18 protein-coding genes are annotated in these 20,956 nt (G+C 36.8%); 6 read left to right on the top strand and 12 right to left on the bottom strand.

The window, feature by feature from the left end:
* Positions 1-54: 54 nt before the first annotated feature.
* The 5 genes from EZ449_RS16480 to yiaA form a co-directional block, all read right to left on the bottom strand.
* Complete coding sequence (locus tag EZ449_RS16480) at positions 55-795, bottom strand: gamma-glutamyl-gamma-aminobutyrate hydrolase family protein (RefSeq protein WP_131560860.1); 741 nt, start codon at positions 793-795, stop codon at positions 55-57.
* Between the two features lie 125 nt (positions 796-920).
* Positions 921-2,069: an iron-containing alcohol dehydrogenase gene (locus EZ449_RS16485; protein WP_131560862.1), complete on the bottom strand. Its 1,149-nt coding sequence runs from the start codon at positions 2,067-2,069 to the stop codon at positions 921-923.
* Positions 2,070-2,337: 268 nt separating this feature from the next.
* Positions 2,338-3,699 (bottom strand): glutamine synthetase family protein, encoded by a 1,362-nt coding sequence (locus EZ449_RS16490; RefSeq protein WP_131560864.1) that lies wholly within the window; start codon positions 3,697-3,699, stop codon positions 2,338-2,340.
* Positions 3,699-5,012, bottom strand: a complete 1,314-nt coding sequence (eat, locus tag EZ449_RS16495; protein WP_131560866.1) for an ethanolamine permease — start codon at positions 5,010-5,012, stop codon at positions 3,699-3,701. Before eat ends, EZ449_RS16490 begins: the two co-directional genes overlap by 1 nt.
* 253 nt (positions 5,013-5,265) lie before the next feature.
* Entirely contained in the window at positions 5,266-5,673 is a 408-nt protein-coding gene (gene yiaA, locus EZ449_RS16500) for an inner membrane protein YiaA (protein ID WP_131560868.1), read from the bottom strand.
* Between the two features lie 394 nt (positions 5,674-6,067).
* On the opposite strand from yiaA, the gene EZ449_RS16505 reads away from it, so the two are divergent.
* Positions 6,068-7,561, top strand: coding sequence for an NAD(P)H-hydrate dehydratase (locus tag EZ449_RS16505; RefSeq protein ID WP_225872348.1), 1,494 nt, complete (start codon positions 6,068-6,070; stop codon positions 7,559-7,561).
* A gap of 135 nt (positions 7,562-7,696) precedes the next feature.
* Positions 7,697-8,398 carry an AIM24 family protein gene (locus EZ449_RS16510; RefSeq protein WP_131560870.1) on the top strand — a complete coding sequence of 234 codons (702 nt, stop codon included), beginning with the start codon at positions 7,697-7,699 and terminating at the stop codon, positions 8,396-8,398.
* A gap of 402 nt (positions 8,399-8,800) precedes the next feature.
* Here the strand turns inward: EZ449_RS16510 and EZ449_RS16515 are convergent, their stop codons facing one another.
* The 7 genes from EZ449_RS16515 to lipA form a co-directional block, all read right to left on the bottom strand.
* A complete protein-coding gene (locus EZ449_RS16515; protein WP_131560872.1) occupies positions 8,801-9,343 on the bottom strand; it encodes a hypothetical protein in 543 nt (180 codons plus the stop codon).
* 1,191 nt (positions 9,344-10,534) lie between these two features.
* Positions 10,535-10,741 carry a helix-turn-helix transcriptional regulator gene (locus tag EZ449_RS16520; protein ID WP_131560874.1) on the bottom strand — a complete coding sequence of 69 codons (207 nt, stop codon included), beginning with the start codon at positions 10,739-10,741 and terminating at the stop codon, positions 10,535-10,537.
* 697 nt (positions 10,742-11,438) lie between these two features.
* Positions 11,439-12,056, bottom strand: a complete 618-nt coding sequence (locus EZ449_RS16525) for a hypothetical protein (protein WP_131560876.1) — start codon at positions 12,054-12,056, stop codon at positions 11,439-11,441.
* 4 nt (positions 12,057-12,060) lie between these two features.
* Positions 12,061-12,564, bottom strand: a complete 504-nt coding sequence (locus EZ449_RS16530) for an RNA polymerase sigma factor (protein ID WP_131560878.1) — start codon at positions 12,562-12,564, stop codon at positions 12,061-12,063.
* Positions 12,565-13,387: 823 nt separating this feature from the next.
* Positions 13,388-14,245: an anti-sigma factor gene (locus EZ449_RS16535; protein ID WP_131560880.1), complete on the bottom strand. Its 858-nt coding sequence runs from the start codon at positions 14,243-14,245 to the stop codon at positions 13,388-13,390.
* A 2-nt stretch (positions 14,246-14,247) separates the two neighbouring features.
* Positions 14,248-14,799 carry an RNA polymerase sigma factor gene (locus tag EZ449_RS16540; RefSeq protein ID WP_131560882.1) on the bottom strand — a complete coding sequence of 184 codons (552 nt, stop codon included), beginning with the start codon at positions 14,797-14,799 and terminating at the stop codon, positions 14,248-14,250.
* Positions 14,800-14,912: 113 nt separating this feature from the next.
* Positions 14,913-15,806 carry a lipoyl synthase gene (gene lipA / locus EZ449_RS16545; RefSeq protein WP_131560884.1) on the bottom strand — a complete coding sequence of 298 codons (894 nt, stop codon included), beginning with the start codon at positions 15,804-15,806 and terminating at the stop codon, positions 14,913-14,915.
* 589 nt (positions 15,807-16,395) lie between these two features.
* Between lipA and cysS the strand changes: the two genes are divergently transcribed.
* The 4 genes from cysS to EZ449_RS16565 all read left to right on the top strand — a co-directional run bounded on the left by cysS (position 16,396) and on the right by EZ449_RS16565 (position 20,948).
* Positions 16,396-17,856: a cysteine--tRNA ligase gene (gene cysS, locus EZ449_RS16550; protein WP_131560886.1), complete on the top strand. Its 1,461-nt coding sequence runs from the start codon at positions 16,396-16,398 to the stop codon at positions 17,854-17,856.
* Between the two features lie 55 nt (positions 17,857-17,911).
* Positions 17,912-18,892, top strand: coding sequence for a M28 family peptidase (locus tag EZ449_RS16555; RefSeq protein ID WP_131560888.1), 981 nt, complete (start codon positions 17,912-17,914; stop codon positions 18,890-18,892).
* Between the two features lie 80 nt (positions 18,893-18,972).
* A complete protein-coding gene (locus EZ449_RS16560) occupies positions 18,973-19,830 on the top strand; it encodes a nuclear transport factor 2 family protein (protein WP_131560890.1) in 858 nt (285 codons plus the stop codon).
* Between the two features lie 230 nt (positions 19,831-20,060).
* On the top strand, positions 20,061-20,948 hold the full coding sequence (locus EZ449_RS16565) for a glycerophosphodiester phosphodiesterase family protein (protein ID WP_131560892.1): 888 nt from the start codon (positions 20,061-20,063) through the stop codon (positions 20,946-20,948).
* Positions 20,949-20,956 lie beyond the last annotated feature (8 nt).

The raw sequence follows: 20,956 nt of genomic DNA on the forward strand, positions 1-20,956 counted from the left end.
AGACGGAATTCACGGAAAATATCAATCCATTAAAATCAGTGGTTGCGTAACTAATTATTTTCGATTTAAAATTATTGCATTAAGAAGTGCCTCGTGTAAATTTTTGCTAAACGGACTTTGTTGGTCTTTTAATCTTTCAGGGTGCCATTGAACAAATAATAGAAACGATTTCCCTGTCGGATAAAGTCTTTCCATTGCTTCGGTAACGCCATCTGGCGAAATGGCACTAACCACCAAGCCTTTACCTGTTCTATCTGTGCTTTGGTGGTGGTTACTGTTAACCAAACCTTTATCCGTATTTACAATGCTATTTAACCAAGAGGATGGATTGACAATAATTTCATGGTAGCGGTCGCTTTTATCTGGCATTTTCGAATGGTCGAATTTTCCCCAGGTCGGAATATCAGGAATTAAAGTTCCGCCAAAAAATACATTGCCAACCTGCATGCCGCGACAAATTCCTAAAACAGGAATTCCGTTTTTTTCGGTGTATTCCAAAACCTTAAATTCAAATTCATCACGTTGCTCATCAATATCATCTTCATAACAGTAAGGATAATATTCAGACATGTTGTAGAACCTCGGATGCACATCTTCGCCACCCGTTAAAACGATGCCATGGCATTTTTCAATTTCATCGAAATTATTCATTTTATAACCGAGCCGGATAACCTCAACATTTTCATTGTAGGATAAAACCCAGTTGCTGTAAATGTCGAATTTGCTGCAATCGGTAACCCCTATAATATAAGCCCCACCCGACCTCCCCAAATGGGAGGGGTTTAAAGCGTTCATGTTATTTTGCTCAAACATTATTTAATTTCAATCTATGGGTTCAAAACACAGTCCTTAATTTCCCTCCCCTTTGGGAGGGTTTGCAGAAACTTTTCCTTATCACTGCCTTTAACAGGGTGGGGCTTTTACAACGCACTTAAATACAGTTGCTTAAAATCTTTTCTGCTTACCGGTTTTGGATTATTTGGATGTGCGAAATCCGCAAAGGCCAAATCGGCAAGTGTTTCTATGTTTTCATTTTTAACGCCAATATCACTTAATTTATGCGGAATATTAACTTTGGAATTTAAATCGAACAGATATTTTACAACCGCATCTCCGGTTTCTTCTTTCAATTCTAAAGTTCGGGCAATTTTGCTGAAACGGTCCTCGAAACCCGCGATATTAAACTGCATACCGTAAGGAATATTCACCGCATTGGCCAAACCATGATGGGTATCTAAAAGTGATGAAAGTGGGTGCGCCAATGAGTGTACTACGCCCAAACCTTTTTGAAAAGCGATGGCACCCATCATTGATGCCATTAACATCTTGCTACGACTTTCTAAATCGGGATTATTGGTGGCCTGAACAATTGAATCTTTAATTAAAGAAATTCCCTCCAAGGCAATTCCATCACACATCGGGTGGAAATTCTTCGCTAAATAAGCCTCCATGTTATGTGTTAAGGCATCCATTCCCGTGGCTGCAGTAATAAACGGCGGTAAATCCATTGTTAATTCAGGGTCGGCAAATACGATTTGAGCCATTAGCTTTGGCGAAAATAATATCTTCTTTTGATGGGTTTCATCATCGGCAATGATCGCACTGCGACCAACCTCGCTTCCAGTTCCTGATGTAGTTGGAATAGTAATAAAATGCGGAACATCATTGGTAACGTAAATATCGCCACCAATTAAGTCATCATACTTAAATAAATCTTCGCGGTGGTTTACACGAAGAACAATGGCACGGGCAACATCCAAAGCCGCACCGCCGCCAATACCAATAATGCTGTCACGATTTGTGGCATCCCAGGCATCACCGCCTTTGTAAACGTCGCTTTTTACAGGATTTTTATGAATGTCGCTGAAAACCTCAACCGAGATATTTTTCGTCTTTAAATCTTCAACAATATTTTTGAAAAATGTTAAAGTTGCAATGGTCGGGTCGGTTACAATTAATGGTGCTTTTAAATTGTTCTTTTGCAAATAAGCAGGTAATTCTTTTACTGCACCTGCACCAAAACGAATGGTTGTCGGGAAATTAAACTGATGAATTTTATCGAATATCATGTGATGTTTATTTTTGTTTTTTTAATTCCCCTCTTTCAGAGGGGTGCCCGCAGGGCGGGGTGTTTTATTTTAACCGTTCTGTTTCGCTGTAGCGACAGTTATCTGGTTTATTTCAGCCTGTTTTTACCTCACCCTATCAACGTTTTTTGCATTGGATGCTGTAATACTCTCCCTTTCTTCAAGGAGAGGGATGCAATATCAAAGCAATAACCACAATCTTTCATAGAGTGAGGTAAAATAAACTAAGCCGTCTTAGGTGGTGAATTTCCTATATTATCTCCAAGTATCTTTTCAATTCCCAATCGGTTACTACTTTGGCATATTGTTTACATTCCCATTCACGCGTCATGGTGAAATGCTCTACAAAATCAGCCCCCAAAAGCTCTTTTGCTAAATCAGAATTTTTCATTTTTTGCGTGGCCTCGAATAAATTTCTGGACAAAACCCCATTTGATAAATCGGCATAACCATTTCCTTTTGTGGGAGGTTGCTCTAATTTCAATTTATTTTTTACACCATACATTCCTGCCGCCAAACAAGCTGAAATTGCGAGGTAAGGATTGGTATCTGAACCTACAATTCGGGTTTCTAAACGTGTTGCTTTTTTGCTTCCCGGTAAAGCCCGTAAAGCCGTTGTGCGGTTATCGATTGCCCAAGTAACTGTTGTTGGCGCCCATGCACCCTCAACCAAACGTTTGTAACTGTTAATCGTTGGTGCAATCACAGGCAAAATATAAGGCAAACAATGCAGCTGACCAGCGATGTAACTTTTCATTATCTCACTCATTTTATTGTCGTCTTTTTCATCATAAAAAAGATTCGTCTTATTGTTTTTATCCCATAAACTTTGATGAACATGTCCGCTGCAACCTGGTAAATTCTCGTTAAACTTTGCCATAAACGTGGCCAATATTCCATGTTTGTATGCAATTTCCTTAACTGATGTTTTAAATAAAATGGCCTTGTCTGCCGCCTCTAAAATTGGTGCGTACATAATTGCAGCCTCATATACACCCGGGCCGGTTTCGGTATGCAAGCCCTCAATCGGGATGTTAAATTTATTTAACAAATCGAATAAATCAGTCATAAACTCATTTTTCAAGGTGCTTCTCAATATCGAATATCCGAACATGCCTGGCGTTAACGGTTTTAAATTGCTAAAGCCTTTCTCCTGAACTGATTCTGGTGTCTCAGAAAAGTTAAACCACTCAAATTCCTGGGCGAAGAAAGGGGAAAAGCCTAAAGCTTCGCATTCAGAAGTTAGTTTTTTAAGCAACTGCCTAGGGCAAACATCATTCGCCACATCCTTATCATCAATAAAATCACCTAAGAAAAAGGGAACATCATTTTCCCATGGAATTTTACGAAATGTAGAAATATCGATTTTAACCTGCGCATCGGGATAGCCCGTATGCCAGCCTGTATATTTTCCATTTTCGTAAGCTACATCGCCGGCATCCCAGCCGAAAGTAACATCGCAGAAACCCAATCTTCCCTCCAAAAGTGAAGCAAATTTTTCAGCAGCGATGTATTTTCCCCTTAAAATACCATCGATATCGGCAACGGCAACTTTAACTTTTCCCGAGGGATGATTTTTAACGTAATCCAGAATTTCTTTAGTCGTACTCATTAATCTGCCTTTTTAAAAATTTTGTATAGAAGAAATATGCCTAAAACAATGCCCGAAAATATTAAGCCTAATTTAAGATTATAAATTAGCATTGCGATGAAAGAACCACATGCAATTATTAACGCTATAATTGGAAATAACGGATAAACGGGAACTCTAAAAGGTCTGCTCATTTCAGGCTCATGCTTGCGCAAAACGATTACGGAAATCATTGAAATGATGTATAAAGTTAATGCTCCAAATACAGAAATAATGATGATTTCTGCGGTTTGACCTGATAACAATGCGATTATTCCGATAACCATATTGCCGATTAAAGCATTGGCAGGCGTTTGAAATTTCGGTGATATTTTACCTAATATGGATGGAATGCTTTTCGCTTTCCCCATTTCGTAAGTAGAGCGACCAGCGGCTAAAACCAAACCATGGAATGAGGCAACCAAACCAAATAATCCAACGGTAATTAGTAAATGATACATCAGGTGGTTATCGCCCGTAATCATCGAAAGTGCTAAAGGAAGAGGCGAATCTGATGTTTCGCCTGATTTTCCATTCTTGTAAACAATCGCTTCCCAACCGCCAATGCCGATGGTAGAAATGAAGACTAAAAAACAGAGTACAACCAATGTGAAAATTGCCCAACCGAAACCTTTGCTGATGTCTTTTTGAGGGTTTTTCGTTTCTTCAGCAACGTTGGCTACGCCCTCAATCCCAAGGAAAAACCAAATGGCAAATGGAATTGCGGCGAAAACACCACTCCATCCGTTAGGGAAGCTATTGCGAACCAAATTTTCTGAATGAAACTTAGGCAAAGTAATTCCTGAAAATAAAAGCAATTCTCCAACTGCCAATACCGTTATAATAACTTCAAAAGATGCAGCTGCCTTTACGCCGTAAATATTCAAGGCGGTAAAAACAAAATAAACGGCAATGGCACTTGCTAATATGGGCACTTGCGGAAAAAAGGCATTGAAGTAAGCGCCAATGGCAAATGCAATTGCAGGCGGTGCAAAAATAAATTCGACCATTTGGGCAATGCCTGCAATAAAACCCCAGTTTTTACCGAGTGCTTTATTGGCATAATCGAAAACGCCGCCCGCCTTTGGTATGGCACAAGCCAGTTCGGCATAACTAAAACTAAAGGTAACATACATTACCATAATCACAACCGTCGCGATGGCCATACCTAAGGTTCCACCTTTTTCCAGGCCGAGATTCCAGCCGAAATACATGCCTGAGATTACATAACCAACGCCCAAACCCCAAAGCATAAAAGGAGTAAGCGTCTTCTTCAAGCCATCTGTTTGTGCCATCTTAAAGATTTAATGCAAAAATTAAATAGAATAATTAATCTGCCCGGAATGATTATCTACTTTTGGTTTGGTTGTTTAATGTAGCAATTTTATTCTTTTTAAACTAAGCATCAACTCAATCTAAATGGTTCAAAGAATAGAAAAGGTTATTTAAGAAGATATCCGATTGAAATCGAAAAAGTACTATATGCTTTATAGTTTTAGAGGTAATAAAAAACCCGGTAGTTTTTGACTACCGGGTTCGTAGAAAGGATTAATTAAAATCCTGGTTTTTGTTAAAAATTTGGCTGTCTCTCGTATTTTTCTGCACCGTTATAGCGCCAAATAGCGAAAGGAGAAAGGCAAAGGCATAAAAACCTTTCTCGCTGGGTAAAAGAGTGGCATTCCACAAACCAATAACTAATAGGGTAATGGTTAATAAAGTTGAAAACCAACTGATACCATAATAGATTTCGGTTACGGGAATTCCTTCCAATTTATCGCGAACAGCTTTTTGTAATGAGATTACGGCAAAAAGGCCAAACATCAATACGGTAAAATAATATCCTTTTTCATTTAGGAGCATATCAGAACGCCACAGGCCTACAATAAAGCCAATCATTCCGATGCCCAATGCCATCCAGGCCGCGGCCACAAATGCATTTGATGGTTTTTGATTCATATTTGATTAGAGATTTTAATTTAATTCAATACAGAACGCTAAAGAAATGTAAAAGGTATAGGTGGAAATTTATTATTTGCAGTTAAATTGAAAGGAAAGTTTATTATTAGGGTAAATTCAGTTAAACTTTTTTGGTGGCTCCAATATTAAAGGTCGGTAGCATTAGGTTATTGCGACCCAATATTCTTTGCGTATTGCAGGTGCTGAACGAAGTGTTTTGCAATACAATGCGTTAAATAAACCTGATAGGAGTGGGCACGCTTTCGATTTTTTCAATCGAAAGCGTAAAACGGCTAGCAGGACTATCGTTACAAAAGCACTACTGGTTTTGCTTTTCAAAATCAAACAAAAAGCAACCTTTCGCTTTGTGAGAGTATAATCTTATATTGGCTATATGCAAACATTGCTCACTTCGGCTCAAATGCGCAAAGCGGATGAATTTACCATCGCAAATAAGCCAATTGCTTCAATTGATTTAATGGAAAAAGCCGCACGGGCATTTGTTCAAAGCTTTTTGAGGGATGAATTTGATACCAACAAAAGCTTGGCTATTTTCTGTGGGAAAGGAAATAATGGGGGAGATGGTTTGGCCATTGCACATCTCCTTCTGAACAATGGATATCAAAACATAAAGGTTTTTATTATCAATTTTAGCGACAAGCAGAGTGAGGATTTTGCTATAAACTTGCAGCGTTTAGATGAATGTAGATGTAAGAAAATCGTTATTAATCAATCATCAGAACTAAAAAATATTAAACCAGATTTAATTATCGATGCTATTTTAGGCTCTGGTTTAAATAAACCTTTAAATGGCGAATACGCTGAACTGGTAAAATACATCAATAAACTAAATAGAAAAGTTTACGCTGTTGATGTGCCAACAGGCTTCCCGACTGATGGAAAAATACCTGCAGATTATAATGGGATAAAAGCTTACAAAACCATCTGCTTTCAGCGACCAAAAATTAACTTCTTCTTTCCCGAATCAGTGTTGGCTACTGAAAAGTATGAGGTTGTAGATATTGGTCTTGATGAAGATTTTATTCAGCAACAACAGTCTGATTTTTTCCTTGCCGAAGAAATCGATATTGCCAATATTCTGAAGATTAGAAAACCATTCAGTCATAAAGGAACCTATGGACATGCGCTAATTATTGCGGGAAATGCGAATACAATGGGCGCCGCTTTACTTTCATCAATGGCTTGCATGCATGCTGGTGCGGGTTTAACAACGGCTTGTATTCCGCAAAGTGGATTTGTTGCATTAAATACGAGCTTGCCAGAGGTGATGGCTCTTCCTCGTGATGAATATACGAGAATTGAGAACCCTGCAAAATACCAGGCTATTGCAATTGGGCCAGGATTGGGTGTTTCTGCAGAAAATGAACGATTGTTAGAAACTTTAATATCTGCGGATAAGCCTTTGATAATCGATGCCGATGCCTTGAATATTTTAGCAGAACGACAAGAGCTGATTGATAAACTACCGGAAAATATAGTACTCACGCCTCATATGAAAGAATTCGATCGTTTGTTTGGTGAGCATGATAATTGGTGGGATCGAGTTCAAACAGCTAAAATACAAGCACTGAAACTCAAAATAGTTATTGTACTCAAAAATCAATATACTTTCGTTTGTCTCCCAACGGGAAAGATTCATATTAATCCGACAGGAAACCCTGCCATGGCACAAGGTGGAATGGGTGATGTTTTGACAGGAATTATTGCCGGCTTTGTCGCTCAAAAATATTCGTCAACTGAGGCCGCAATTTTAGCTTGTTATATTCATGGAAAATCAGGAGATTGGCTAGCGAAAGAAAATTTCGTGGTCACCGCATCGAAAGTTGCAGTACAGGTTTCCAAAGAAATTAAACTAATCCATCCTTAATAAGTCATCCCAAATAATTTTGCGAAAAAAATTTGAATAAGTGTATTCGTACTTTTTTTATATTTTTTTTTGGCAAAATTTAAAGCTTTTTAGAAATTTAATTAATCAGATAAATAAAATAAAAACTAAATTACTATGGCGCAAAGAGAATATACGCTGAATGAACTTATTAAGGAATCGGCAGAAGATCCAAATGAAAATGACTTTTTCGAATTGGAAAAACCAGCAATGCTGGAAGTGAATTTAAAAAATCAAAAGATAATGGCCAAGGCTGGCTCTATGGTAGCCTACATTGGTAATATTGATTTTAAAAGAGAAGGTTTAATGAGTAAGGGATTAGGCGGACTGTTAAAAAAGGCGATCTCTGGAGAAGGGACTTCGCTTATGCATGCTGCCGGAAGCGGAAAATTATACCTTGCCGATGAAGGTAAAAAAGTAAAGATTATTAAACTTCAAAACGAATCGATTTTTGTTAATGGTAATGATGTTCTTGCATTAGAGGATTCCATCAAGAATGAAATCAAAATGCTAAAAAGTATTGCTGGCATGATGAGTGGAGGTTTATTTCAAGTTAAATTATCTGGAAGTGGATATATTGCAATTACCACTCACGGAGAGCCAATCTTGCTAAGGGTTAGCGCAAACCAACCAGTTTATACAGATCCAAACGCAACTGTAGCATGGTCTGAAAATTTATCCCCAAATATTAAAACGAACTTAACTTTTGGTTCATTTATCGGCAGAGGAAGTGGTGAATCTTTCCAATTAGAATTTTTTGGTGAGGGTTGGGTTTTGGTACAACCATATGAAGAAGTGAAGTACGCAGCGAAATCATAATCAATTAATCCTGGCAGTTTAAACTGCCAGGATTAAATATCTAAAACCTTGGTTTTTATGCCTAGTCAGATTATCAAAAACTCATCATCAAAAACCAGAAATTTGATTTGAATTATGGAATGAGTTTATGATAATTAATCTTGGGGATAGTTGAGAGGCTATTAAAAGATCTGACCTAAATATTTTCAAGCTTAAGTTATTATCAGATATTGAGGGAATAATGATAATCCACTCATACTTCAGAATAAAGGAAATTAGCAAGTTTTGAGTTAACGTAAATTGATTTTCAAGTGCTCCGCTTATCAACAAAAGAGTTGCACGCTTACTAACTTTGTTCCTCATTGCTGCTTGTGGGAAACTTATTAAGAAAAGCTATCATCCAAAAGTTATGTATTTTATTATCTAATGAATATCCAATCGATTTATTATAAAAACTGGGAATAGGGTTATATTCTTTTGTAGGAGATTAGGATAAAATAAAGATGATATCATATCGATAAGTGAATTTTTAGTCATACCAGTTATTATATCTCTTGGGTTTTTACTATCAGAAGGATTATTTAAGATCAAGATCGGGATGATAATTGTCGATTTGGTGGTTTCCTTCACTAAGCTGTAGTAATCAAATTTCTTTAGTTCTTGAACTGTTGAAAAAACTTGCTGTCCAACTGAATTGGAAAATTCAATGTTGCTAACTAATGATTTATTATTTCGTTTTATAATGTTAATCTTCAAATTAAAGGCATAGTGAGAATCTTCAAAACTTAATTTGTTTAGACTAGCGCTTCTGGCGAGAAATCGTGAAATGGTCGTTACTAACTCCTGTTCTTGGGGATGAGCTATATGAGCTTGAGCAAAGGGAACATTAGAAAATAATATTAAGAAATGCATTAACAAGCACATCAAAAAGATCAACGGAACAGGCAAACTTCGTTTTATAGTCATAACAATCAAATTTATTTAATGATGCATACTAACTTGCAATTCCATATAAACACTCTTTTATTTACTGGCTGGCAATATAAGATATAAACTTACTAGATCACAAACGCCGAATAAAGAAAAATAGTTAAAATCGGTCGCCTTACTTCTATTAAATTGTAATTGAAAGTAATGGAGATTCTATCATTTGTTCTTCACTTTTTGGAAAAAAAATGAAAAGCGAATGTAGCCCGAGGGAAAGAAGATTCCTATTCAAGATGTAGTTCATTTTTTCATCTAGTGATTTTAATATAAGAATATAAGTTAATTTATATAGATGTATTATTTCATTTGTATCTTGGTACAATATTAAGATCCTGTCACTCAATCCTAGAATTTAAAAATATTTATAAAATCCTAGACATGAAATCTTTTAAGTTAGCAACCTTATATCTATTAGCACTTTTCAACCTCGTGCACCTAGTTTTTATTGTATGGGCACCCTATGTTGGTTTCAAGTTGGTGATGGAAGGTATTTTTTCATACCCAATATATCACAGCAATGAGCTTTCGAGCTTGAGTGATATATCCAAGGCATTCTTAAATATGATCAGTACCCTATTTTATATTGGTAGCCTAATTTCTGTATTGACCATTGCATTTATGCGGAAAGTCTGGCTGAATACTCGGCTAACGTTGTCTATGCTGCTTACGCTAATTCCATTTGTTCTTATATTTATAAAAATCCTCTTCATCCCAACATCGTATTAGTACAGTTTAACCAAATGTTAATTCTCCTAGTCTTTGGATATTAGGAATAATAAGCTTCTACAGAATCAGTTTGAGAATAAGGTTTCAAATGTCAATTTTACGTTTTGTAATGAATTGGCATGGCGATGGCGAAACTGTACATATAGAACTGCAAAGAAACTTCTGTTTTCAGTCTAAGTAAAAAATTATCAAAAAACGGTGGAATAATAATGGAGAATACAAGATTTAGCGCAAGCCAGATTTGTCGCACAAACCGAAATTTTTCTTTTTGCTTTAAAGCTTAATCAAAGCCAGATCAGCTAGGACAGTCTTTTTAAAGGAGGGAATAATGATAAGGCATAAAAAGGAAGGAGCAACCAATTGATCACCGATACAACTTGCCTATCTTCAAGCGATACGCTTGGCTTCAGAATCACCTCCGTTTTTACTGGTCTAGTAAGGCCGTTATAAAAAATCGGAGTCTTCTAAGCAAAATATTTCATCTACAGAGGTATTGAAGACTCTTGCTATTTTTAATGCAAGTAAAGTTGAGGGTACATATTTTCCGATTTCGATGGAGTTTATAGTTTGTCGAGAGACACTTACCTTTTCTGCCAAATTCGCCTGAGTATAGTTCCTTTTCGCTCGTTCAACTTTTAAGCTGTTAGTCATCGCCTTTATTTGTGCTAAAATAAAGTCTCGAGTAATAAGTGACGTTAGCAACGGCAAAAACCATTATTATGAAATGATTTATACTGGTCAACTCGTATGAAAAAATCTGCTGTTTAACTAATTCTGAACTAATCATTTTGAAAACGTAGCTAACTATGATCGCAAGATATATCGACGTCATCTTTAGACTAAGTAGGCGTTCATCCATTATTCTATCCCATGAAGTAAAAAGGGTAAACAATCCAAAAATCAACACCTTTGCGCTTTCAGGTGATTTACTGATTATTGACATTGGAATTCCAATTGCAATTAGAAGAATACCTATGAACTTTTGATAATAGAGGACTTTGGTGAACATTTTAGTTGTCATAATCTTTTTTATTTTCAATAAAGATAAGAAAAATTTACATAAAGACAAGCAAACTTTACAATATTATAAAAAATAATTAATAACTGCTAATTATTAAAACACGGCGGAATAATGATAGTACCAGCGGTCATCTTTCAAAAAACCAGAGAACTGTGATAAACGTTTAATACCTATATTGTCTTAGGAGTTTGGTACACAATAACGATACAAGCAAATTCTATCTTAAATTACAACGGAATAAAGATAGTGGCCTACATGGATATCTTCTTTTTTATATAATCCTATCGCTAAAGAAAATGTATAGTACACACCCCTATATTTTGCGTGTTATTCATGTAGGCTCTTCGTTTCAAATTCAATGAGCTCTGCCAGATGAGCCTCGGATTTTTTTAAAGTCCTATCATATTCTGCGTAGGCTTTTCGGCTTAAAGCTATCATAAGCGAAAGTGCAACACAACCAACCAAACAAAAGATTGTTAACGCCTTATGGCTATCATACAATGAAAGGTTGTAAACAATTTTGATGAAAATAGGCACTATACTTAAACCCCATAATGCAACTATAAAGATGTCGTACTTAGCATTTGCGGCCAAATGAATCCTAAATTTGCAAATCGTCTTTTGTAATTGAACTATCGAATCATTATAATCAGGTTTTTCTATTGATAAATGAGATATAAATGACCATAGCATTGCCATGCCACCTAATATCGCCGGTACGCTATATTCAATTGCTCCAATCATGAAAATAGCCATGCCAATTGATATAAGGCAATAAATTAAGGCCATATTCCTCCCTAACAATGATATGTTGACAATCTTGCCAAATTCTCCGGTTGCATTCTCTATATTCATTTTCATCAATTGTGTGTTGTTAAGTTTTATTCTGCTATCTAAGTTTTTGTCATCTGCTTGCCAGAGAATTTTTAATTCGTCGAGTTCCATATAACTAGTCATTTAATAAAGAAATGCTTTCTTTCAGTTTTCTTTTAATTCGGTTAATCTTAGTGCCCACATTTGTTTCTGTTAATCCAATGATTTCTGAGATTTCTTTATAGCTTTTATCTTCTAAATAAAGGATAATGATTGCTTTATTTAGTTCATCAAGCTTGTTTATAAATTTATACAAGAGCTGCGTTTTATAGATGTCCTCTTCAGTACAATTTTCTTCCTCGGAAATTTGAAAGACAGCATCGTCATAAGGTTCATTAGTCTCCTTACGTTTCACATCTCTTCTATAATGCGATATGGCCACATTCAGAGCTATTTTGTATATCCACGTAGATAACTTGAATTCCTGTTTATAGTTTTTAAATGACTTCCATAGTTGGATTATAATTTCTTGCTCAAGATCTTTCCTATCGTCCAAATTTCGGCAATAAGAATAAGTCACCTTATACAGAAGTCTCTTGTGCTCATTTAAAATTCCAATAAACTGCTCTGTTTCTAACACTGAATTTAATTAATCTTCCAATTTATTGTATTATTCGTTTTGAAAGCTGAAAAATCACAAGAATGGAAAGATTTATTTCAATAAGTGATTCATTACATCATTGGCGTTTTGAATAAAAGAGGATTGGAATCATATTTTTTGCCAAGATCAATCTCAAAATAATCAAAATATTATTTACTATAAAGTCGTAGCTATTGATCATGGGTTACTTTTTATGTAATCTCTATGATCAGGTGATAAGTGCTGACTATTTTTCTTGGTTCACTTATCAAAAAACGGTGGAATAATGATAAGAGATTATAGCAAGACTTAAGAATTTTTTATACACTGTTGAATCATCTAAATCAAGGAGTAACCCAACCCATTTGGATTAGTTTTTCCATTGTTGGGTTAACACTTCCATCCATCGGCGCTAATGTTTTCGCAAAAGCTTGCGCTCCTTGTATGGTTTGCATTTTTGTAATCGCATCTTTTTTGCCATTTTATTTCAGTCTGTGGAGACATAGTCCATGTAGAAAGTGTTTTTCTCTTGAATTAAGATCCCCAGTCAAGCTGAGGATGACGATCGTTCGTTTAAGTTGGTCTTGTATTTTGCCCAGGGCAACCTCATTGCTGCTTGTAAATTAAAAAGAGCAAGGTGGACATGGCCACAAATATTACCGAAGAAAAATCGGAGAATATTCTCATAAGGACGGAAAATAAGAAAGTAAATGACAATCGGTTAGAACAACATGGATGAAAGCTTATCACCCAATAATTTCTACAAAAAAAAATCCCGACATGAAATTTGTCGGGATTAAATATCTTCTAAAACTCTTCCTATTTAAACACCACCCATTACGGTAAGTTTCTCCATTGTTGGATTAACGCTTCCACCCATAGGTTCTAGTGTAACCGCAAAAGCCTGTGCTTCTTGTATGGTCTGCATTTTTACAATGGCTTCTTTAGCAGTTGAGTCGCTTTTACCAAACATACCCAAGCTTACAGGTTTACCATTAACCAAAGCCCATAATTGGTATTCGTGAGCTTCATCTGCCTTCGGTAAATCCATGGCTACGTAATTAATCAATACGCTTTTATCTTTTTTGTTCCAATAAACGTTCATTTTAGATTTCGGACTTATGGCTTGTCCAGCCATGCGAATCGTTGCCCATTCCTTACTATCGGCCATGGCAACCATATTATCTAAACCACTATTTTGGTATTCTAACTGACTTACTACACCAGCAAATTTTTGCTTATCAAGATTTAGACTCGCAATTTGGTCATGCGCATCGTTCAATTTGTTATAAGTAATGAATAATGCTGCAGTACTAATAACAAGTAAAGCAACACAAGCTACCAAGGCAAAACGTAATGTTCTAATATTTCCGTTACTGCTATCCAACCTTACAATTCTAGGTTCTTCTGAGTAAACGGGTTGTGGAGTAACATTTGTAATTTCATCCTCTCCAATAATTCCTAGTTTTTCAAATAATCTTGTTTCTACATCTGCAGATGGTTCAATTGCGTTTTGCATCGCATATTGTTCCATAGCTTGCTCAATGGCTACTATCTCATCCTTAACCTCAGAGTTTTGAGATGCCATTTCCTCAACCTGCAACGTTTCTTCGGGCGATAAATCACCTAAAACGTACAACTCAAGTACTCCAGATTCGATATATGCTTTTAAATTTTCCACGCTCAATTAAAACTCCTTCTCAATTCTATAATGGCCAATCGAATACGGGTTTTCACCGTTCCTAATGGCAGATTTAACTTTTCTGCGGCTTCCACATGAGTGTAGCCTTTATAATAAACTAAATCAAGAACTGCTTGTAAATCTGGTTTAAGATTCTCCACAAGTTGCTTAACCCCAAGAACATCGGGATTAAATGTAACCTTGTTTTGTTCATCAACGAAACTTACGTTATTTTCTATATCTTGGTTTTTGAGTGAATTCTTAAAATCCTTAGAACGCAATTTATCAATCGATAAGTTACGAGCTATATTCATCATCCATGTAAACAAACGTCCTTTGGTATTATCGTAGTATGAGGCCGATTGCCAGATTTTTACAAACGTTTCCTGCAAAACATCTTCAGCCAGTTCTGTGTGCACAATTATACGAGAAATAACGCCATACAGCGCAGATGAGTACATGCTGTACAGTGTTTTTAGTACCGCTGGATCTTTCGATTGCAGTGCTAGAACAAGTTCAGGCTCGGTTAGGGTTAATTTTTTTAATGCAGTCACTATTGGTTACTAAGATACAATACAGAACAATAAAACCAAAAAAATGTTTTAAAAACCTATTCCTATTGAGAATGCGATTTGTATAACATTTTTTTAATGATAGCAAAGACCACCTAAGCTATTCCCTCAATCGGGAAAAGGTGCTTTTCTGCATGATATGAGGAACGAACCAATGGTCCACTTTCCACATACTTTAAGCCTTTGGCCATGCCAACTTCTTTGTACATTGCAAAAGTATCTGGATGAATCCAATCTATGACCGGGTGGTGATTTCGAGTGGGTTGCAAATATTGCCCTAGCGTTAAAATATGAACACCGTTGGCAACTAAATCATCCATTGCCTCGAAAATATCCTCTTCAGTTTCGCCTAAACCAAGCATAATGCCTGTTTTAGTTCTCAAACCAAATTCCGAAATTCTTTTTAAAGCCTCCAAGCTTCTATCATATTTAGCTTGAATACGTACTTGTTTGGTTAAACGCTTAACGGTTTCCATATTGTGCGAAACCACTTCAGGTCTTTCCTCTAACACACGGTATAAATTATCCCACTGACCTCTAAAATCTGGTATCAAAGTCTCTAGCGTGGTAATCGGACTTTCCCTGCGGATGGCCTGTAAGGTTTGAGCCCAAATAATAGAGCCGCCATCCTTTAAATCATCGCGATCTACCGAAGTAATTACGCAATGTTTAACGCCCATTAATTTTACCGAACTGGCAATTCTGTTAGGTTCGTCAACATCAACCGCTAAAGGGCGACCAGTTGCAACCGCACAGAAAGAGCAACTTCGAGTACAGATGTTTCCTAAAATCATGAAAGTTGCCGTACCTGCACCCCAACATTCACCCATATTTGGGCAATTTCCACTCTCGCAAATGGTGTGGAGCTTGTGCGTATCAACCAAACTGCGTACTTGCGCATATTCTTTCCCAACAGGCAATTTCACACGTAACCAATCTGGTTTACGCTTAACTTCAGTCACAGCAGGTACTACCGGTAAATCAATCATAATACAAAGTTAAGGATTAGGATTGAAATGTGGCAACGTTGAAATGTTTGGAGGTTGTAATAATATGGTTAATTGCTTTATTTGGTAAATCAGTTGTTGAATTGTTTGATTGTTGAATTGGTAACCGTTAACTGAAAATTGCAAATTGCGAACTGAAAACTGAATACTGCCAACTGATTAGGAAAGGTACCGCATTGCGAATGGCTTTGGTTCGGCCCCGTCTTTCCGCTATATCTTTTATTGTTGTGAAAAACAACATAAAAGGATGCCGCTTCAATACGGCTTAGGTGGGTAAGGTTATGTAAGAAACAACGTTGAAGTGTAATCCGACTCACGAAGTTTTGGTGGGATAAGTGTTAGGAAACTTCGTAAGTCTATAAATTTAATGATCAAGTAATTAGCTAAACTTTCGTAGTTCCCTTTCACTCTTGGTCTTTGGAACTTGGTAGGTTAAATTCACTCTTTTTCTGTGTCTTCTGCGTTTCCGTGGCAAAACTCTCTTCGCAATCCAAATGTTTAAGAAAAATCATAAGCCTAAGATTACAATTTTAAACGTTTCAACTTTCTAACTTAATCTTACATTTGCAATATGAATACTGGCTTACAGCTTTATAATACGCTTTCACGTAAAAAAGAATTATTTCAACCCTTAAATGCGCCCAATGTTGGGATGTATGTTTGCGGTCCTACAGTTTATAGCGATGTGCATTTAGGCAATTGTCGCACTTTTATCTCTTTCGATTTAATTTTTCGTTACTTAAAATATTTGGGTTTCAAGGTTCGTTATGTACGAAATATCACCGATGCAGGCCATTTAGAGGGTGATAGGGATGAGGGCGATGATAAGTTTGCAAAACGAGCGAAGTTGGAGCAATTAGAGCCCATGGAAATTGTGCAGAAATATACGCTAGGTTTCCATGATGTATTGCGCTTGTTTAATACTCTGCCACCAAGCATCGAACCTACTGCAACGGGACACATCATCGAGCAGATTGAAATGATTAAGGTTATCATCAACAACGGCTACGGTTATGAAGTTGGTGGTAATGTTTATTTTGATGTAGAAAAATACAGCAAGGAATATAATTACACCATTCTTACCAATAGAAACCTTGAGGATATGCTGAACAATACCCGCGAATTGGGTGGTCAGGATGAGAAACGAGGCCGATTGGATTTTGCCCTTTGGATAAAGGCAAAACCAGAAACCTTAATGCAATGGCAATCGCCGTGGGGCTTGGGTTTCCCAGGTTGGCACATCGAATGTTCGGCAATGAGTGCTAAATATTTAGGAGCCGAATTTGATATTCATGGCGGTGGGATGGATTTGGCTGCAACGCACCATACCAATGAAATTGCACAATCTGAAGCCTGCAGCCATAAACAGCCAGCTCGCTATTGGATGCATACCAATATGCTTACGGTGAACGGTACGCGGATGTCTAAATCGGCGGGAAATGGCTTTCTACCTCATGAGCTTTTTACTGGTGAACATCCACTTTTAAGAAAGGGATATAGCCCAATGACAGTAAAGTTTTTCATGTTGCAGGCACATTATCGTAGTACCTTAGATTTTTCTAACGATGCGCTCGATGCTTCAGAAAAGGGTTTTCGTCGTTTAATGTCTGCCATTAGCTTATTGGATAAATTGTCGGTTTCCGAGCAAAATGATTTTGATATTGATGCGCTTAAAGTGAATTGCATTAACGCAATGAACGATGATTTTAACAGTCCGATATTAATTGCAGAGCTATTTGAAGCGGTTAGGATTATCAATACGGTTTACGATGGTAAAGGCAAAATCTCCGCAGAATCTTTAGAAAAGCTGAAGGTATTAGTTAACGATTTCGTTTTCGATATTCTTGCATTAAAGGATGAAGATGCAGGCAGTAACGATTTGAGTGGTATTTTGGATATGGTAATTAATCTGCGTACAGAAGCTAAGGCAAACAAGGATTATGCTACTTCTGATAAAATCCGTATTGGATTACAGGATTTGGGCATTCAGCTTAAGGATGGTAAAGAGGGTACAACTTGGAATAAAGCTTAGGCTGGAGTCAGAAGTCTTGAGTCGCTAGTCCATAGCAAAATACAAATTTGAAAGAATGAACAAAAAACTTTTAATACTGCCTTTAATCGCATTCATCTGTTTTCAGGCATGTAAAAACAAGACTGATAAAACTGAAGATAACGATGAGCTAGTTGTGTATAACTTGCTTTCCCCAGCTTTTAATGCCGATAGTGCCTACGCTTATACAAAAGCACAAGTAGATTTCGGTCCGAGGGTTCCAGGTACGGCGGCACACCAGAAATGTGCAGATTATCTGGTTGCCAAACTAAAATCATTTGGTGCAGATGTTAAAATTCAAGGAGCGCAAACTCAAACTTACGACGGCAAAAGTTTCCAGCTGAAAAATATTGTAGCGGCTTTTAATCCAGAGAAAAAAAATAGGGTTTTGATTACCGCACATTGGGATGCTCGTCCTTTTTCTGATCAGGATACAGATCCAGCTAACCATGCAAAGCCATTCGATGCAGCAAATGATGCAGGTAGTGGCGTTGCCGTGATTTTGGAAATGGCTCGTCAAATTCAGATTAAACAACCAAATGTTGGAGTAGATTTCGTACTATGGGATTTAGAGGATTATGGAAAGGCAAATGACGAAACACCAGATGAAATCACTTGGTGCTTAGGCTCGCAATACTGGTCTAAAAATGCAATAGCTACTGGTTACAAAGCTATTTATGGTATTAATCTAGATATGGTTGGTGGCGGAAATGCTCAATTTACCCAAGATGAAATTTCTCGTCAGTCTGCTCCAGGTGTAGTTGACAACGTTTGGGATATTGGTAATGAAATCGGTTACTCCTCTTACTTTACAAAAATCCCTAGCGGAAAGCTGGTTGATGATCATTTTTGGATGAACAAGGCAGGCGTTCCGTCAATCGATATTATTCATTACAATGACGATAGTGGTTTCTACATCAACTGGCATACCCAATTGGATAATTTGGCCAATATTGATAAGAATACCTTAAAAGCAACCGGTCAAACCGTTCTCGAAACCATCTATCGGGAAAAATAAAATGTGCAATTGTTAATTACTTTTAAAGGCACAGATTCAAGAAAATTTTATATTCGCCAAACATATATTTTAAAATAATAATGAAACATCTATTTTCAACTACGATAGCTTCACTTTTAGCACTTAGTGCATTTGCTCAAAAGAGCGATGGAACAACAAAATCATTGGTAAATGCAGAAAAGGAATTTGCCAAATCGATTGCTAAAAATGGCGATAAGGAAACTTATATAGAATACTCATCTGCAAATACATTGGTATTCAGACCTAATCCTGTTAATGCTAAAACTTTTTATGCATCTCAAAGCAAAGGCGAAAATGAAGTAAGCTGGACACCAAACCTTGCAAAGGTTTCTCGCAGTGGCGATATAGGTTTTACTACAGGCCCTTACGAAGTTGGAACTGCAGAGAAAAAATACGGTCAGTATTTATCTATTTGGAAAACAGAAAATGGCAAGTGGAAACTGGCTATTGATTTGGGTACAGAAAGTAATAAGCCATTGGCAAAGGTTGCCACTCAATTTGTGGAACCGAAAGACCATGTTGCGCCTAAATTCTTAAATGAAAGAGAAATTAAAGCAGGTAAGGAAATCATTCTAACAACCGAAAAAACCTTAAATACACTTTTAAAAACCCATGGCATTGCTGCTTTTGGCGGTTTCTTAACTAGTGATGCTCGTTTGCTTTTCCCAGGTAACGAAGCCATAAATGGAAAAGGAAACATCATTTCATTTTATAATGGAATGATCAGTAAAATCAACTTAAAAACTACAGGTGTAGATAAGGCGATTGGCAGCGACTTGGCTTACACTTATGGTGTTGCAACGGTTGATTATAAAGCTGATTTGCGTGAAAGTTTTAACTATGTTTTTGTTTACGAAAAGGGAGCAGATTTTAGCTGGAACTTAATTGTACAGGCTTTTATTCCTGCTGAAAGATAAAATAACAATGTGAATAATAAAGGGCTCTTCATAAAAAAGAAAGCCCTTTTTTTATGCCGTTACGTCACTTTCTTTTTTATTACAGTACCTTTCCTTTTAGCCCCGATTGCGGCGGCATCCTCGAAGTGCAACGAAGAGATATAGCCAAAAGCGGGAACAAATTTTAAAATGAGCACTGTTTTTGCGCTACCAAAAAAGTATATTATTAAATCATTTTACGTTCTATGTTTATGTATAAAAAATTACTGCTACTTTTCACATTCACCATTGGCTTTTCAACTGTTTTTGCTCAAAAACAAAAGTTTGATGTGCAGGGGAAAGCTGGAGCTCGTGGCATCATGCCTGAAAACACCATAGAGGGGATGCTGAAAGCACTTGATTTGGGTGTAACAACATTAGAGATGGATGCTGTAATTTCAAAAGATAAGCAAGTGGTTTTATCTCAAGAGCCTTATTTTAACAATGAAATTTCCTTAATGCCAAATGGTAAGGCGATCTCGCTTAAAGATCAAAAGAAATACAACATTTACAAAATGGATTATGAGCAAGTTAAAAAGTTTGATGTAGGTAGCAAGGTTCACGCTCGTTTTCCCGGACAGGTGAAGTTTAAGGCATACAAACCCTTACTTTCTGAAACAATTGATGCTACAGAGGCATACGCAAAAGCACATAAGATTGCTAAGCCGGTTTACAGTATAGAAACCAAGACTATAAAAAATGGTGACAACGAATTTCAGCCAGAACCAGCCGAATTTGTAGACTTAATTATGGGTGTGGTAAATGCGAAGAAGATTTCGAGAAGAGTAATTATTGAATCTTTTGATATGCGAACGCTTCAATATTTACATGAGAAGTACCCAAAAATCCAGACTTCTTTATTGATTGATGAGAAAGAACCATTCGAGGATTATGTTGAAAAACTAGGATTTAAACCCACCATTTACAGCCCCTATTCTGTTTTGGTAGGAAAGGGTTTGGTAGATCGCTGCCATGCAATGGGGATCAAGATTATTCCATGGACGGTGAACACGATTAAGGAAATTAAATATTTTATGAGCTTGGGTGTAGATGGGGTAATTACCGATTATCCGAACCTGATGGGCCAATTAAATAAATAATACAATCA

The organism is Pedobacter frigidisoli (assembly GCF_004331675.1).
In the GTDB taxonomy this organism is placed as follows: Bacteria; Bacteroidota; Bacteroidia; order Sphingobacteriales; family Sphingobacteriaceae; genus Pedobacter; species Pedobacter frigidisoli.